Consider the following 14,389-nt stretch of genomic DNA (forward strand, 5'->3'; position numbering starts at 1 on the left):
CATGCGAACGAACTGGACTCTGATCCTGCTCGGCGCCGCTGCAGTATTACTCGTGCCGTGGATGGTCATGCTCGGCCTGACCCTCCCGGCGAACGCGGAGGTCCGGCACTGGTCCCTGGCCTGGATAGGCCTGGACGTGCTGATGGCCACGGGCTGCGCCACCACGGCACTGCTCGGCCTGCGCAGGGACTCCCGGTCCCGGCTGACGGCCTCCGCGACCGCCTCGGTCGCGGTGCTCGACGCCTGGTTCGACCTCACCACGGCGGCATCGGGCTCGGCCCTGCTGCAGGCCGCGGGCAGCGCGGTCGCGGAGGCCGCGCTCGCCGGGCTCTGCGTGTTCCTGGCCCTTCGTGATCGTCGCCCCTCTCGCGTCGGCGCCTCCCCCGAAGGACACTCATAGGCAAAGGAGTTGTCGCAGGAGGGGGACGGGACATGCGGGACGGCCATCAGACGGAGGCCGAGCGGCTGGTGGTGCGGGCCGTCGAGGAGGAGGTACGGCGCTCGGGCGGGCGCGTGGACGGCCAGGTGCTGCTGACCCGCGCGCGCGGCTCACTGGACGCCATGGCACAGACGGCGGCCGAGGAGTACGCGGCCTACACCCGCGCCCTCGACGAGACGGAGGCCGGCCGGCTCACCTTCGCCCAGCGGTATGCGCGCGAGGGCGCCGGAACTCCCCTTCTGGTGGCGGCAGTCGCGGCGGTCGCCGCCGCCGTCGCCGACCTCTGCCTGGGCACCGGCACGGGCACGGCGCTCGGCGCGGGCGCGGCCGTCGGCGTCGTCGCCGCGACCGCCACGGTCGTCAAGGTGGCCGGTTCCCATCTGCCCGCCGCCCATCACCGCGCCGGCGCGGCCGGACAGCCGGGCGGCCCCGAGCAGTTGCGCCTGCAGTGGCTGACGGCGCTGGAGGTGCGCGGCATCCGCCCCTTCCTCGACCAGCAGCGGGTACTCAGCGCCTCCACCGGCCCGCAGAAGACCGGCCCCCGGCTGCGCGGCGCCGACAAGAGCGCGGCGGCCCGCCGGCGCACGGTGCTGGAGCAGTCGTTCGCCCAACTCCCGCGGCCCGACGGACCGTTCGCGGGACGCAGGCAGGAGCTGGCGCGGATCCGGCAGTGGGCGCAGGCCGCCCGCGCGACCACGCAGACGCGGCCCACCGTGGTCGTCCTGCACGGTTCGCCCGGCTCCGGCCGCACCACCCTCGCCCTCCACGCCGCACACGACCTCAAGGACCACTTCCGCGCCGCGGTCGTCGTCGACCTGCGCGGCGGCAGCCGCGAGGAGCCGCCGCTGACCACCCGGGACGCGCTGCTGCACCTGCTCAACCGGTTCGGCGCGCCCCGCGAACAGCTCCTGTTCCGCGAGCGCTCCTCCCCCGACCAGCAGGTCAAGCGCCTGAGCGAGCTGTACCACCAGCATCTGACGGGCCTTCCGGTGACGATCGTGCTGGACGACGCCCACGACCCCGAGCAGATCCGCGCGCTGGTCCCCGAGCGCTCCGACAGCCTGGTCCTGGTCACCGCCCGGGACGCGCTCGACCTGCCGGCGGACCTCCCGGCCTGGGTGCACCACCTCCCGGTCGAGGCCCTGGACGCGGCGGGCGCGGAGGAACTGCTGGGCGCGGCCGCCGAGGACGTCTCGGGACCGTACGACGCCGAATCGGCCGACCGGGTCCGGGAGTTGTGCGGCGGACTGCCGCTGACGCTGCGCGTCGCGGGCTCCTCGCTCGGCCCGCGCTCACCGCGCACCCTGGCCACGGACCTGGCCGCGTACGGCCCGATGGACCCGGTCGAGCGCGTCCTCCGGCTGCGCTACTCCGACCAGCCGGAGCCGGCGCGCCGACTGCTCCGGCGGATCGCCCTCGTCGGCCGGGCCTCGCTCGGCACGGCGGCGGCCGCGGCCGTCCTCGCCACGGACGAGGCGGAGGCGAGCCGCCACCTAACGGCCCTCGCGCGGGCCGGCCTGATCGACCACGTCCGCGGCAGCCGCTACCGGCTGCACGACCTGGTCCGCGCCTTCGCCCAGGCCCGGCTCCTGGACGAGGAGGAGCCCGCCGAGCGCACGGCGGCGCAGGAGCGCCTGATCGTGAACTACGCCGAGCTGGCCGACTCCGTGCTCCGCCTGGTGGACGGCAACATGTCGACCCGCTCGGACCGCTTCGGCCCGCACGGCTTCACCTCCCTGGACGAGGCGCTGCGCTGGCTGGACGACGAGTCCAGCTTCATCACGGCGGCCCTGCGCCACGCGGAGGGCGTCGACCAGGCGGCCGTACTGAACCTGCTGGGCGCGCTGTGCGACTACTGCCTGCTGCGCGGCGACCTCTACCGCCTGGGCGAGATCAGCGAGCTGGCGCAGGCGGTCGACCAGGGCCTGCTGGTCCGTTCCGTGCAGTGGCGCACCGGTATCGCGGCCCGCCAGCTGGGCGAGCTGGACAAGGCCCGCACCACCCTGGCCTCGGTGGTCGACCTCTACCTGGAGGCGCACCACGACGCCGGCGCCGCGCGCGCCCTGTGCTCCCTCGGCATCACGCTGCACCACCAGGGCAACCTCACGGAGGCGGCGGCGAAGCTCCAGGAGGCCCTGGACCTGCAGCAGGCGCCCGAGCTGGCGACGGACCGCGCCTGGACGATGCACGCGCTGGCCGCCGTCCAGCGCGACCGCGCCCGCCTGCCCGAGGCCCTGGACCTGCTCACCCGCTCCCTCGTCCTGCACCGCGAGGGCGGCTCCGTGCACGGCGAGGCCTGGGCGCACTACCAGCTCGGCCAGCTGGCGCTGCGGATGGGGGACGTACCGCGCGCGGACACGGAACTGCGGGCCGCCCTCGAACGGTACGGCCGTACCCGTGACGCCCGCGGCGAGGCCTGGGCGCTGACCCAGCTGGCCCGGGCCCGGCTGGTGGCGGGCGACCCGTCACCGGCGGTGGACGGGCTGCGACAGGCGGCCGGCCTGCACCGGGACAACGAGGACGCCCGGGGCGAGGCCTGGTCGCTCTACTACCTCGGCCAGGCCCTGGAGGAGACCGGCAACCTGGATCTGTCGGTCCGCGAGCTGGAACGTTCCCGCACGATGTTCTCCCGGATGCGCGACGTGTACGGCCTGGCCTGCGCCCGGCACCACTCGGCCCGCGTCACCCGGGACCTGCGCGCGGCCCAGACCGGCTCGCTGCGCAACTCCGGTTTCGCCCGGCAGCTGCTCGTCGACGCCCGTGCCGACTTCCAGCGCATGGGCGTCGCCCACGGCGAGGCCTGGACCTGCCTGGAGCTGGCCGTCGTGGACGCGGGCAACACCCGGGCCGGGCAGGCGCTCGCCCTGTGCGACGAGGCCATCGCCCTGTTCACCTCGTACGGCGACCTGCGCGGCGCCGACTGGGCCCGCTTCCTGCGCTGCACGCTGCTGCCGTACGCCGCGCCCGGCGGCGTCGAGATCGGCACCGCCGTCGCCCAGGAGGAACTGGCGCAGCTGACCCACGACGCCCACCCGGCCCGCGACGAGAAGCTGAACGAGTACGCCGGAGCGTTCCAGCTGCTGCTGGAACGCGGGGTGAACCTGGAGTCCGGCTGGCAGGCGTGGCGGCTGGGCATGGTGCCGGACCGGCACGCCCGGGAGGTGATGGGAGTCCCGGTGCCGGCCAGGCAGTGACCCCCGCTCAGCCCCGCTGCGGCTTCGGGTCGGCCGCGGGGGTCCCGGACTCCGCCTCGGCGTCCGGGACCTCCTTGAAGTCGACCTTCTGCATGTGCTTGCTCATGGATTTCATCAGGCCCCACACCGCCAGGGCCATCACCGCGAAGACGATGAAGCCGAGGACGCCGGGGGTGACCTTGTTCTGGTCGACCTCCTTGGCGAGGGGGACGAAGTGTGTCAGTGCCAGGCTCGCGCTCATGTCAGGCATTGTCGCGGACGCCCGCAAAGAGGTCGTCCTCGGGGATGGACGTATCCACGAGAGACTTCGCGAGCTCGTACTCCTCGGTCGGCCAGACCTCCCGCTGGAGCTCCATCGGCACCTTGAACCAGCCGCCGTCCGGGTCGATCTGCGTGGCGTGGGCGATCAGCGCCTTGTCCCGGATCTCGAAGAAGTCGGCGCAGGGCACATGCGTGGTCAGCGTGCGCTCGGTGCGCTCGAACTCCTTCCAGCGCTTGAGCCACTCCCCGTACGGCGAGTCCAGGCCGCGCTCCAGCATCGCGTGGTGCAGCGCCTCGGTGCGGGGGCGGTTGAAGCCCTGGTTGTAGTAGAGCTTGCGGGGCTGGTAGGCGGGGCCGAACTCGGACTCCGGGTACTTCTCGGTGTCCGCGGCGCCCTCGAACGCCACCATCGTGATCTTGTGGGTCATGATGTGGTCGGGGTGCGGGTAGCCGCCGTTCTCGTCGTAGGTGGTGATCACCTGCGGACGGAACGAACGGATCTGCTTCACGAGCTCGCCGGCCGCCTTGTCCACGTCCTCCAGGGCGAAGCAGCCCTCGGGCAGCGGGGGCAGTGGGTCGCCCTCGGGCAGGCCGGAGTCGACGAAGCCGAGCCACTCCTGGCTGACGCCCAGGATCTCCCGGGCCTCGTCCATCTCCTTCTTGCGTACCTCGTGGATGTTCTCCTCGATGTACTTGTCGCCCTGCAGCTTCGGATTGAGGATGGAGCCGCGCTCCCCGCCCGTGCAGGTCACGACCAGCACGTCCACCCCCTCCGACACGTACTTCGCCATGGTGGCCGCGCCCTTGCTCGACTCGTCGTCGGGGTGCGCGTGAACGGCCATCAGTCGCAACTGGTCAGTCAAGACTCAATCCTCGGTATGTCGGCGCCCCGTGTCTCCGGGTGCGATCGGCGGCTTCTATAGTGACCGAATCGGGGGGCGAATAATTCCGGGGTCCGCCCTGGAGCCCCCTTTCGGGACCTTCGTCCCGCCCCGGCCGAGAGGACGATCATGACTACGGCGAGCACGCGGCTGCCCGAGGGTCGCTACGGCCGTTCCTCGGACACGCGCGCCGACCGCAGACTCAAGATCGCCGGGACCGTATTCGGCGGCGCCCTGCTCGCCCTGATCGGCTACTTCGGCTATCACTACGTCGCGCAGAACGAGATCAGCGCCCAGGTGATCGCCTTCCAGGCCTCGGACGACGCCGTGCGGATCCATCTGGAGGTCCACAAGGACGCCGGCGCCGAGGGCTACTGCACGCTGCGCTCCCAGGCGGCCGACGGCGCCGAGGTGGGCCGGGCGGACTTCCGCTTCACCGGTTCGGCCACGCGCATCGACAAGGTCGTCACGCTGCGTACGACGGCTCGGGGCACGACGGCCGAGCTGCTCGGCTGTCACGCCGGCTGACCCGGCCGAGAACGGCTGACCCGCCGGACCTCGACCGGAATACGTAGGCGCTGACCTGCGTTGACGCAATTCTGATGGCTTATGTCCTCCCCCTTCGGCCGTTGAATTGTTAGGCTCGTGGTTTCGCCCATCCGTGAAGGAACATTCTTCTGGGTAGGGCGATGCTTTGTATTCCCAGTACCTACGAGGAGCACCTGTGACCCAGACCAGCGAGAACGTCACCTGGCTGACCCAGGAGGCGTACAACCAGCTCAAGGCCGAGCTGGAGTACCTGTCTGGTCCTGCGCGCACGGAGATCGCCGCCAAGATCGCGGCCGCGCGCGAGGAGGGCGACCTGCGCGAGAACGGCGGGTACCACGCGGCCAAGGAGGAGCAGGGCAAGCAGGAGCTCCGTGTGCGCCAGCTGACCCAGCTCCTGGAGAACGCCAAGGTCGGCGAGGCGCCGACCTCGACGGACGGTGCGGTGGCGCCCGGCATGGTCGTGACGATCGCCTTCGACGGTGACGAGGACGACACGACGACGTTCCTGCTCGCCTCGCGCGAGTACGCCAGTGCCGACGTCGAGACGTACTCGCCCCAGTCCCCGCTGGGCTCCGGCGTGATCGGCCACAAGGTCGGCGAGGACGCGGAGTACGAGCTACCGAACGGCAAGAAGGCCTCGGTGAAGATCCTCAAGGCCGAGCCGTACTCGGGCTGACCCCGACCGGACCAGTTTCCCGACCAGCCCCCGGCGTCCGCGTGACGCCGGGGGCATCGTCATGTCCGGGCCGACGTCAGCGCCGGACCGGGGTCATGCCGTCGCCGAGCGGTACTTGCGGACCGCGAGCGTGCGGAAGACCAGGATGATCACGACCGACCAGAGCAGCGAGGCCCACACGGGGTGCTGCATCGGCCAGGCGTCGGACGTCTGGAAGCCCGGGGGCAGGTTGCCGAACAGCTCGCGGGACGCCTGCACCGTGGCGCTGAAGGGGTTCCAGTTGGCGACGTGCTGCAGGAAGGCCGGCATCTGGTTGGCGTCCACGAACGCGTTCGAGAGGAACGTCAGCGGAAACAGCCAGATCAGACCGCCCGAGGTCGCCGCTTCGGGAGTGCGCACGGACAGGCCGATGAGCGCGCCGATCCACGAGAACGCGTAGCCGAGCAGCAGGAGCAGCCCGAAACCGGCGAGCACCTTGCCCAGGTTCTCGTGCGTGCGCCAGCCGACGAGCAGGGCAACGACCGCCAGGACGACGACGGTGAGCGCCGTCTGCACCAGGTCGGCCAGGGTGCGGCCGGTCAGCACCGCACCGCGTGCCATCGGCAGGGAGCGGAAGCGGTCGATGAGGCCCTTGTGCATGTCGTCGGCGATGCCCGCACCCGCGCCCGCCGTGGCGAACGTGACGGTCTGGGCGAAGATGCCGGCCATCAGGAACTCGCGGTAGGCCTGGGTGGAGGTGGACGAGCCGACCTTGATCGAGCCGCCGAACACATAGGTGAACAGCACCACGAACATGATGGGCTGGATCAGCCCGAAAATGATCATCTCGGGGATGCGGCCCATGCGGATCAGATTCCGCTGGGCGATGATCAGGGAATCGCTGGCGGCGCTCACTTCACGGTCTCCTTCTTCTTGGCCTGGGCGTTCTTCGCCCGAGCGCCGTCGTCCGCGCCGTTGTCCGTGTCCTTCTCCTCGGCCACGTGTCCCGTCAGGGACAGGAAGACGTCGTCGAGGGTGGGGCGGCGCAGCCCGATGTCGTCTATCTCGATGCCGCGGTTGTCCAGCTCCCGGATGACCTCGGCGAGGAGCTTCGCGCCGCCGGTGACGGGCACGGTCAGCTTGCGGGTGTGCTCCTCGACCTTGGTGTCGCCCTTGCCGAAGCCGCGCAGCACCTCCTCGGCGGTCGTGATGTGCTCGCGCTCGTGCACGACGACCTCGACGCGCTCGCCGCCGGTGCGCGCCTTGAGCTCGTCGGAGGTGCCCTTGGCGATCACCCGGCCGTGGTCGACGACCGCGATCTCGTGGGCGAGGTGGTCGGCCTCCTCGAGGTACTGGGTGGTGAGCAGCAGCGTCGTACCGCCGGAGACCAGCTGCTTGATGACCTCCCACAGCTGCTGGCGGTTGCGGGGGTCGAGGCCGGTGGTCGGCTCGTCCATGAACATCACGGGCGGCGAGACCACGAGCGCGGCCGCGAGGTCGAGCCGACGGCGCATGCCTCCGGAGTAGGTCTTGGCCGGACGGTCGGCGGCCTCCGTGAGGTTGAACTGCTCCAGCAGCTCCACCGCCCGGGCCTTCGCCGCCTTCCCGCCCATCTGGTACAGGCGGCCGACCATCTGCAGGTTCTCGCGGCCGGTGAGGTATTCGTCGACCGCCGCGAACTGTCCGGACAGGCCGATGTTGCGGCGCACCGCATCGGGCTGCTTGAGGACGTCGACGCCCGCGACCACGGCCTTGCCGCTGTCGGGGCGCAGCAGGGTCGTCAGGCAGCGGACGGTCGTCGTCTTGCCGGCGCCGTTCGGCCCGAGCAGGCCGAGGACCGTGCCCTCGGGGACATCGAGGTCGACGCCGTCCAGTGCCCTTACGTCACCGAAGGTCTTCACCAGACCTTCGGCATAGATGGCGCCTGGCATATGAGTCTCCACGTCTTTGGGGATGGGGCGAAAAAGGCAGGGGGTGGCTGCGTTGCGAGACACCGTAACGCGATGTATCGCGTCTCTCGACGGGATTTTTGGTACGTCGCTGCGTATCGGCGACGCCCGAACGAGAGGCCGCGACTCGACGTGCCCGAGTGGGATGGTGAGCTCGACGGTGCCCGAGCGAGATGACGGATGAGTGACGACGAGGTCTCCGACCTCAATCGATGACCGTGTAACCCGCCTCGCGCAGGGCCTGGCCGACCTCGGCGCAGTGCGCCGGGCCCTTCGTCTCCAGGTGCAGCTCCACCTCCGCCTCGGTGAGCCCGAGCCGGGGATCGGTCCGTACATGGCTCACGTCGAGGACGTTAGCGTCCACCACTGACAACGCCCCGAGGAGCGTGGCGAGGGCGCCCGGCCGGTCCGTCAGCCGCAGCCGAACGGCCAGGTAGCGGCCCTGCGCGGCCATGCCGTGCCGGAGCACGCGCTGCAGCAGCACCGGGTCGACGTTGCCGCCGGACAGCACCGCGACGACCGGTCCGGGGAAGGCGCCGGGCGCGCCCAGCAGGGCGGCGACCGGGCTGGCGCCGGCCGGCTCCACGACCAGCTTGGCCCGCTCCAGGCACAGCAGCAGCGCGGCCGACAGCTGGTCCTCGGTGACCGTGCGCACCTCGTCGACCAGCTCCCTGATGATCCCGAACGGCACGTCGCCGGGGCACCCCACCTTGATGCCGTCGGCCATCGTCGTCGGGTTCTCGATCACCACCGGCAGCCCGGCCGCGAGCGAGGGCGGGTACGCCGCCGAGCCCTCCGCCTGCACGCCGACGATCCGCACGTCCGGCCGCAGCGCCTTGACCGCGACCGCGATGCCGGCCGCGAGCCCGCCGCCGCCGACGCCGACGAGGATCGTGCCCACCTCCGGGCACTGCTCCAGGATCTCCAGGCCCACCGTGCCCTGCCCCGCGATGATGTCGGGGTGGTCGAAGGGGTGGATGAAGACCGCGCCGGTCTCCCGCGCGTACTCCTGCGCGGCGGCCAGCGTCTCGTCGACCACCTGGCCGTGCAGGCGCACCTCGGCGCCGTACTCCCGGGTCGCGCTCATCTTCGGCAGCGGCGCGCCCTTCGGCATGAACACGGTGGCGTGCACGCCGAGCAGCGACGAGGCCAGGGCCACGCCCTGCGCGTGGTTGCCGGCACTGGCGGCCACCACACCGGCGGCCCGCTCCTCCGGCAGCAGTCCGGCGATCCGGACGTACGCGCCGCGCAGCTTGAACGATCCCGTCCGCTGGAGGTTCTCGCACTTGAGGTGCACCGGCGTGCCCGCCAGCTGCGACAGGTGCCTGCTGCCCTCCATCGCGGTCACCCGCGCCACTCCCGAAAGCATCTTCTGGGCGCCGCGCACGTCGTCGAGCGTGACGGGCCGCAAGGAGTCAGCCGTGCTGTAGCTCATGACACCAGTCTCGCAGTTCACAGTCGCGCGGATCCGGTGTGACCAAGCTCCGAGACCGGATTGCGCAGCGCCGGTACGGCCCGCCGCCCGGCCGCGTACCCTGTCCCCCAACCCAGCACTCTTCATGAAGTGAGCCCCCGGCCATGCCCACAACACCTGAAATGTCGATGGACATGACGACCGTCGGTGACACCGGTCTCCTCGACACGCTGCAGCACGAGGTGGCGGTGTTCGCCCGCCGTGCCGAACAGACCCGGCTCGGTGGCGTCGGGCAGGTGCGCAACTCCATGGACCGCGCCGCGTACCTGCTGCTCAACCGGCTCGACAAGGAAGGCCCGATGGGCGTCAAGGCGCTCGCCGCGAGCATGGGGATCGATTCGTCGACGGTCACCCGGCAGGTGGCTCCGCTGGTCGACACCGGGCTCGTCAAGCGCACCTCGCACCCCGAGGACGGGCGGGCCGTGGTGCTCCAGCTGTCCCCGCGCGGGCTGTCCCGGCTGGACGAAGTCCGCTCTTCCCGGCGTCAGTTGATGGCCGAACTGACCCACGACTGGGCGCCGGAGGAGCGCGAGGCGTTCTGCGCGCTCCTGACGCGCTTCAACACCGCGCTCTCCGCCCGCATGGCGGTCCCGGGCGTGCCCGCGCCGGAGACTCCGCCCGCCTCCTGAGCGCCGGACTCTTGACCTTGGGCCGCCGCTGGCCTCATATGAGACCGGGTCCTCGTCGTACACGGTTCCGTATCCCGTACGGGCTGGGCCCCCTCAGGCGGGAGGCGCGGTGCGAGAACGGCAGGCGTCCCACAATGCCCGCCGGGCCCGGGAGTTCGAGGCGTTCGTCGCGGGCGCGGCAGGGCGGCTGCTGCATGCCGCCACACTGCTGACCGGCGAGGCGCCGGACGACAACCCACGCGCGCGGAGACTGCTGACGCTCGCGCTCGCGCACACGTACGCGTGCTGGGACCGGATGCGCGGCGAGGACCCGTACGACCACGCCCGTCAGTACCTCGCCACCCGCTTCGCGCGCGGGGCGTGGCACCAGTACGGCGGCGGTCCGGGCCGGGGCCGCCCCCACCCCCGCAGTCCCCTGGCCGTCCTCACACCCCAGGAACGCCTGATCGTCGTCCTCCGGTTGTACGAGGGTGTCGCGGAGGAACAGGCCGCGGCGCTGCTGGGCCTGCCGACGGAACGCGTCCACACGATCTGCGACCGCGCGACGGCCACGCTGCTGCATCCGCGACGTGGGCAGACTCCGGCGGTGGCGAGCGCGAAGGTGGCACCGTCATGAGGCGCCGGAGCCACGTGGAGACCCGGAGCCACGGCGGAACGGGGAGGCGCGGGTGAACCGGACCGAGCGTGAGGCGACCGTGCGGCGGCTCATGGAGCAGGTGCCGCCCCCCGTGCCGCCCGAGCTCTACGGCGAGGTCCTGCGCCGCGGGGCCCGCATGCTGCGCCGCCGGACCGTGGCACGCCGCCTGCTGTGGCTGGCGCTGTTCGCCGCGGCCGTGGCCTTCACCGTCTGGGCACTGACCGCCCGCCCCTGGGTGGAGCCGCCGTCCCAGACGACTCCACCGCTGACGGGGTGGTGACCTAGCCCAGCGCCTGCTGCAGGTCCTCCAGCAGGTCGTCGACGTTCTCGATGCCCACGGAGAGGCGGACGAGGTCGGCGGGGACCTCCAGGGCCGAGCCGGCCGCGGAGGCGTGCGTCATGCGGCCGGGGTGCTCGATGAGCGACTCGACGCCGCCCAGGGACTCGCCGAGCGTGAACACCTTGGCGCGGTTGCACACCTCGACGGCCGCCTCCTCGCCGCCCTCGACCTGGAAGGAGATCATGCCGCCGAACGCCTTCATCTGCTTGGCGGCGATCTCGTGACCGGGGTGCTCGGGCAGGCCCGGGTACAGGACGCGCGTCACGCGCGCGTGCCGGGTCAGCATGTCGGCGATCTTCGTGGCGTTCTCGCTGTGCCGGTCCATGCGCACCGCGAGCGTCTTGGTGCCGCGCAGCACCAGCCAGGAGTCGAAGGGCCCGGCCACCGCGCCCATCGCGTTCTGGTGGTACGCCAGCTCCTCGCCCAGTGCCTGGTCGGCCACGATCAGCGCACCGCCGACCACGTCCGAGTGGCCGCCCATGTACTTGGTCAGGGAGTGCACGACGACGTCCGCGCCGAGCGAGAGCGGCTGCTGCAGATACGGCGTGGCGAAGGTGTTGTCGACGACGAGCTTCGCACCCGCGTCATGGGCGATCTGAGCGACGGTGGCGATGTCCGTGATGCCGAGCAGCGGGTTGGAGGGGGTCTCCACCCAGACGGCCTTGGTCTTCGGGGTGATCGCGGCCCGTACGGCCGCGGGGTCGCTGGTGTCGGCGACGGACCACTCCACGCCCCACCGCGAGACGACCTTCGCGAACAGGCGGAACGTGCCGCCGTACGCGTCGTTCGGGATGACCACGTGGTCACCGGGGCTGAGCAGCGTACGCAACAGGGTGTCCTCGGCCGCGAGGCCGGACGCGAACGCGAGGCCGCGCCGGCCGCCCTCCAGGGCGGCGAGGTTCTCTTCGAGGGCGGTACGGGTCGGGTTGGCGCTGCGGCTGTACTCGTAGCCGCCGCGCAGGCCGCCCACGCCGTCCTGCTTGTAGGTCGACACCTGGTAGATCGGCGGGACGACCGCGCCGGTGAGGGGATCGGCGGTGTTGCCCGCATGGATCGCGAGAGTCTCGAAGTGCTGACTGATGTGCCTGTCGCTCATGGGCACCGAGCGTAGTGCGCTCGCGCCGCCGGTGCCGGACGCGGGGCTCCGGACGGCCTGGAACGAGGGTTTTCCCCCGGCGCCCCGGGCCCGTCACGACGGTTTTCCACAGGCCGTCGGGGCAGGTTGGCCAATTGTCGGCGGTGTCTGGTTCGCTTGAGGCATGGAGATTCTCTGGGTCCTGATGGCGCTGGTCATGGTCGTCTTCGTGCTGCGCCCGCTGCTGCGGTTCAGGAACGGCCGCGTCCAGACACGCACGCCGAACTTTGTGCCGAGCCCGTTCCTGTTCCGCAGGAACAACCGCATCGAGCAGGTCACCCCGGACCACCCGGACGCCGCGGACCCGGCGAACTACGGCTTCGCGCGCGAGGAGGAGCTGGACATCCGGATGCCCGGCCCCGACCAGGACCTGCTCGACGTCCTGGACCTGGTGCAGCGCACGCAGGACTACCGCGCGGCCTCCCAGTTGCTGGCCGGCACCGAGACCGAGGGCGAGCCGCGCTGGCAGCGCGTGCAGGCCTTCGCGGGCGCGGCGGCGCTGGAGCTGCAGCGGCGGCCCGGCGGGGTGCACGAGACGCCGGGCGGGCAGTGGCTGCGGGTGTGGCGGGCCGAGCAGCCCAAGGACGCGGGCGGCGCGGCCGTGCACGCGGAGTTCCTGGTGCAGCAGGCGTGGCGCACCTCGACGCCGGGCACGGACGAGTTCCGGATCATCATGGAGGAGGCCAGGGACGCCTGCGGCCAGGCGGCACTGCTGTCCCCCGGCGACCCGGTCCCGTACATCATCGAGCTGTCCGTCGCGCGCGGACTCGGCTATCCGCGGCCGGAGTTCGAGGCGCTGTGGCTGAAGATCCTGGACCGCGCGCCCGCCCACATGGGCGCCCATCTCGCCGCCCTGCACTACTGGTGCGAGAAGTGGCACGGCTCGCGCGAGCTGGCCTACTCCTTCGCCGAGGCCGCCGCCGCACGCGCGCCCCAGGGCTCGCTGCTCGCCGCCATGCCCCTGTTCGCGGTCTTCGAGCACCTGCCCGAGGTGAACCTGGTGCGCGGCTTCTACCAGAGCGAGGTCGTGACCCGGGCGATGCACGGCGCGCTGCACGCGGTGCACTCCGCCCGCCCCGACGACCCGATGTCGGCGCACGTCCGCCACCTGCTGGTCTTCTTCCTGGTCCGCGCCGAGCGCTGGGCGGAGGCCATGCAGCAGCTGATACTCGTCGACGGCCACGTCGGCGCCCTGCCCTGGTCGCTGTCCGGCGACCCGGCCGCGGAGTTCGCCGTCTACCGCGCCCTCGCGGTGGCGGGGTACGAGGCGAACGGCGGCAGCCCGGCGACCCTGCTCAGCTGACCGCCCGGGCGGAATGATGGCGGCGCCCGAGGTGTTGTGCCAGGTGCCGCCCGGCGAGGCGGCGACCCCACCCCGGAACGACAGGGAGACCCCATGCTCTTCGGCCGCACGCCCCAGCTGCCCACCCCTGAGCAGGCGCTCAAGGGTCGGCCCGCGCCCGCCTTCGAGGTCCCCGAGCGCCACACCGTCCTGGGCAACCCCCTCCTCGGCCCCTACCCCGAGGGCCTGGAGGTCGCCGACTTCGGTCTGGGCTGCTTCTGGGGCGCCGAGCGCAAGTTCTGGCAGCTCCCCGCGGGCGTCTGGACGACCCTGGTGGGCTACCAGGGCGGCTACACCGAGAACCCCACCTACGAGGAGGCCTGCTCGGGCCTGACCGGCCACACGGAGGCCGTCCGCGTGGTCTACGACCCGAAGCTCGTCTCGTACGACCGACTCCTCAAGACCTTCTGGGAGTCCCACAACCCCACCCAGGGCTTCCGCCAGGGCAACGACGTGGGCACCCAGTACCGCTCGGCGATCTACACCCACACCCCCGAGCAGGCCGCCGCGGCCGAGGCGTCCCGCGACGCGTACCAGAAGGTCCTGACGGACGCGCGCCACGGCGCGATCACCACGGAGATCCTGCCGGCCGAGGGCCGTACCTTCTTCCCGGCGGAGGCCTACCACCAGCAGTACCTGGACAAGAACCCGGCCGGGTACTGCGGCCTGGGCGGCACCGGCGTCACGCTGGCCGAGCCGTTCGAGACGAACTGGGGCGTCTCCTGCCCGACGGGCATCGCCCCGGCGCCGGAGGCGGCGGAGAAGTAGCCGCCGTGTCCGGTCTCTGATCGCCGCCGAGTCCCCGCACCGGCCGTCGCCGTTCACACCGGCGGCGGCCGGTTTCGTGTGCCGCCGGTCCACCGCGCGGGGGACCTCACCCCTGGGGGTGGATCTCGGCGTCCAG

At 71.8% G+C, this 14,389-nt stretch carries 15 protein-coding genes; 9 read left to right on the forward strand and 6 right to left on the reverse strand.

Annotated elements, in window-relative coordinates; genetic code table 11:
* The first annotated feature begins 1 nt into the window (after position 1).
* A complete protein-coding gene (locus IPZ69_RS20185; protein ID WP_235455566.1) occupies positions 2–400 on the forward strand; it encodes a hypothetical protein in 399 nt (132 codons plus the stop codon).
* 32 nt (positions 401–432) lie between these two features.
* Positions 433–3,633 (forward strand): tetratricopeptide repeat protein, encoded by a 3,201-nt coding sequence (locus IPZ69_RS20190; protein WP_235455567.1) that lies wholly within the window; start codon positions 433–435, stop codon positions 3,631–3,633.
* 7 nt (positions 3,634–3,640) lie between these two features.
* On the opposite strand, the gene IPZ69_RS20195 is transcribed toward IPZ69_RS20190, so the two are convergent.
* Positions 3,641–3,874, reverse strand: a complete 234-nt coding sequence (locus IPZ69_RS20195; protein ID WP_235455568.1) for a hypothetical protein — start codon at positions 3,872–3,874, stop codon at positions 3,641–3,643.
* Between the two features lies 1 nt (position 3,875).
* On the reverse strand, positions 3,876–4,736 hold the full coding sequence (gene mca / locus IPZ69_RS20200) for a mycothiol conjugate amidase Mca (RefSeq protein WP_235455596.1): 861 nt from the start codon (positions 4,734–4,736) through the stop codon (positions 3,876–3,878).
* 168 nt (positions 4,737–4,904) lie between these two features.
* On the opposite strand from mca, the gene IPZ69_RS20205 reads away from it, so the two are divergent.
* A complete protein-coding gene (locus IPZ69_RS20205; RefSeq protein WP_235455569.1) occupies positions 4,905–5,303 on the forward strand; it encodes a DUF4307 domain-containing protein in 399 nt (132 codons plus the stop codon).
* Between the two features lie 196 nt (positions 5,304–5,499).
* Entirely contained in the window at positions 5,500–6,000 is a 501-nt protein-coding gene (greA, locus tag IPZ69_RS20210) for a transcription elongation factor GreA (RefSeq protein WP_235455570.1), read from the forward strand.
* Between the two features lie 93 nt (positions 6,001–6,093).
* Here the strand turns inward: greA and IPZ69_RS20215 are convergent, their stop codons facing one another.
* The 3 genes from IPZ69_RS20215 to ilvA form a co-directional block, all read right to left on the reverse strand.
* On the reverse strand, positions 6,094–6,894 hold the full coding sequence (locus IPZ69_RS20215; protein WP_308407511.1) for an ABC transporter permease: 801 nt from the start codon (positions 6,892–6,894) through the stop codon (positions 6,094–6,096).
* The gene (locus IPZ69_RS20220) at positions 6,891–7,910 is read right to left on the reverse strand and encodes an ATP-binding cassette domain-containing protein (protein WP_235455571.1); all 1,020 of its coding nucleotides are present in this window, start codon (positions 7,908–7,910) and stop codon (positions 6,891–6,893) included. The genes IPZ69_RS20215 and IPZ69_RS20220 overlap by 4 nt, the downstream gene beginning before the upstream one ends.
* A 223-nt stretch (positions 7,911–8,133) precedes the next feature.
* Complete coding sequence (gene ilvA, locus IPZ69_RS20225; RefSeq protein WP_235455572.1) at positions 8,134–9,363, reverse strand: threonine ammonia-lyase; 1,230 nt, start codon at positions 9,361–9,363, stop codon at positions 8,134–8,136.
* A 161-nt stretch (positions 9,364–9,524) separates the two neighbouring features.
* Between ilvA and IPZ69_RS20230 the strand changes: the two genes are divergently transcribed.
* The 3 genes from IPZ69_RS20230 to IPZ69_RS20240 all read left to right on the forward strand — a co-directional run bounded on the left by IPZ69_RS20230 (position 9,525) and on the right by IPZ69_RS20240 (position 10,948).
* Positions 9,525–10,031 (forward strand): MarR family winged helix-turn-helix transcriptional regulator, encoded by a 507-nt coding sequence (locus tag IPZ69_RS20230; RefSeq protein ID WP_235455573.1) that lies wholly within the window; start codon positions 9,525–9,527, stop codon positions 10,029–10,031.
* Positions 10,032–10,140: 109 nt separating this feature from the next.
* Positions 10,141–10,647, forward strand: coding sequence for a sigma factor-like helix-turn-helix DNA-binding protein (locus IPZ69_RS20235; protein WP_235455574.1), 507 nt, complete (start codon positions 10,141–10,143; stop codon positions 10,645–10,647).
* A gap of 52 nt (positions 10,648–10,699) precedes the next feature.
* Positions 10,700–10,948 (forward strand): hypothetical protein, encoded by a 249-nt coding sequence (locus IPZ69_RS20240; protein WP_235455575.1) that lies wholly within the window; start codon positions 10,700–10,702, stop codon positions 10,946–10,948.
* 1 nt (position 10,949) lies between these two features.
* Here the strand turns inward: IPZ69_RS20240 and IPZ69_RS20245 are convergent, their stop codons facing one another.
* Positions 10,950–12,104, reverse strand: coding sequence for a cystathionine gamma-synthase (locus IPZ69_RS20245; protein WP_235455576.1), 1,155 nt, complete (start codon positions 12,102–12,104; stop codon positions 10,950–10,952).
* 163 nt (positions 12,105–12,267) lie between these two features.
* Between IPZ69_RS20245 and IPZ69_RS20250 the strand changes: the two genes are divergently transcribed.
* Together IPZ69_RS20250 and msrA are read left to right on the forward strand one after the other, a co-directional pair.
* Positions 12,268–13,446 carry a hypothetical protein gene (locus IPZ69_RS20250; protein ID WP_235455577.1) on the forward strand — a complete coding sequence of 393 codons (1,179 nt, stop codon included), beginning with the start codon at positions 12,268–12,270 and terminating at the stop codon, positions 13,444–13,446.
* A 93-nt stretch (positions 13,447–13,539) separates the two neighbouring features.
* A complete protein-coding gene (gene msrA / locus IPZ69_RS20255; RefSeq protein WP_235455578.1) occupies positions 13,540–14,253 on the forward strand; it encodes a peptide-methionine (S)-S-oxide reductase MsrA in 714 nt (237 codons plus the stop codon).
* Positions 14,254–14,389: the final 136 nt, after the last annotated feature.

Source organism: Streptomyces olivochromogenes (assembly GCF_021538895.1).
GTDB lineage: Bacteria > Actinomycetota > Actinomycetes > Streptomycetales > Streptomycetaceae > Streptomyces > Streptomyces olivochromogenes_A.

Bases quoted from the DNA above. Each gene is read 5' to 3' on its own strand.
- IPZ69_RS20185 (WP_235455566.1), top strand. From the start codon at position 2: ATGCGAACGAACTGGACTCTGATCCTGCTCGGCGCCGCTGCAGTATTA.
- IPZ69_RS20190 (WP_235455567.1), top strand. From the start codon at position 433: ATGCGGGACGGCCATCAGACGGAGGCCGAGCGGCTGGTGGTGCGGGCC.
- IPZ69_RS20195 (WP_235455568.1), bottom strand. From the start codon at position 3,874: ATGAGCGCGAGCCTGGCACTGACACACTTCGTCCCCCTCGCCAAGGAG.
- mca (WP_235455596.1), bottom strand. From the start codon at position 4,736: ATGGCCGTTCACGCGCACCCCGACGACGAGTCGAGCAAGGGCGCGGCC.
- IPZ69_RS20205 (WP_235455569.1), top strand. From the start codon at position 4,905: ATGACTACGGCGAGCACGCGGCTGCCCGAGGGTCGCTACGGCCGTTCC.
- IPZ69_RS20220 (WP_235455571.1), bottom strand. From the start codon at position 7,910: ATGCCAGGCGCCATCTATGCCGAAGGTCTGGTGAAGACCTTCGGTGAC.
- ilvA (WP_235455572.1), bottom strand. From the start codon at position 9,363: ATGAGCTACAGCACGGCTGACTCCTTGCGGCCCGTCACGCTCGACGAC.
- IPZ69_RS20230 (WP_235455573.1), top strand. From the start codon at position 9,525: ATGTCGATGGACATGACGACCGTCGGTGACACCGGTCTCCTCGACACG.
- IPZ69_RS20245 (WP_235455576.1), bottom strand. From the start codon at position 12,104: ATGAGCGACAGGCACATCAGTCAGCACTTCGAGACTCTCGCGATCCAT.
- IPZ69_RS20250 (WP_235455577.1), top strand. From the start codon at position 12,268: ATGGAGATTCTCTGGGTCCTGATGGCGCTGGTCATGGTCGTCTTCGTG.
- msrA (WP_235455578.1), top strand. From the start codon at position 13,540: ATGCTCTTCGGCCGCACGCCCCAGCTGCCCACCCCTGAGCAGGCGCTC.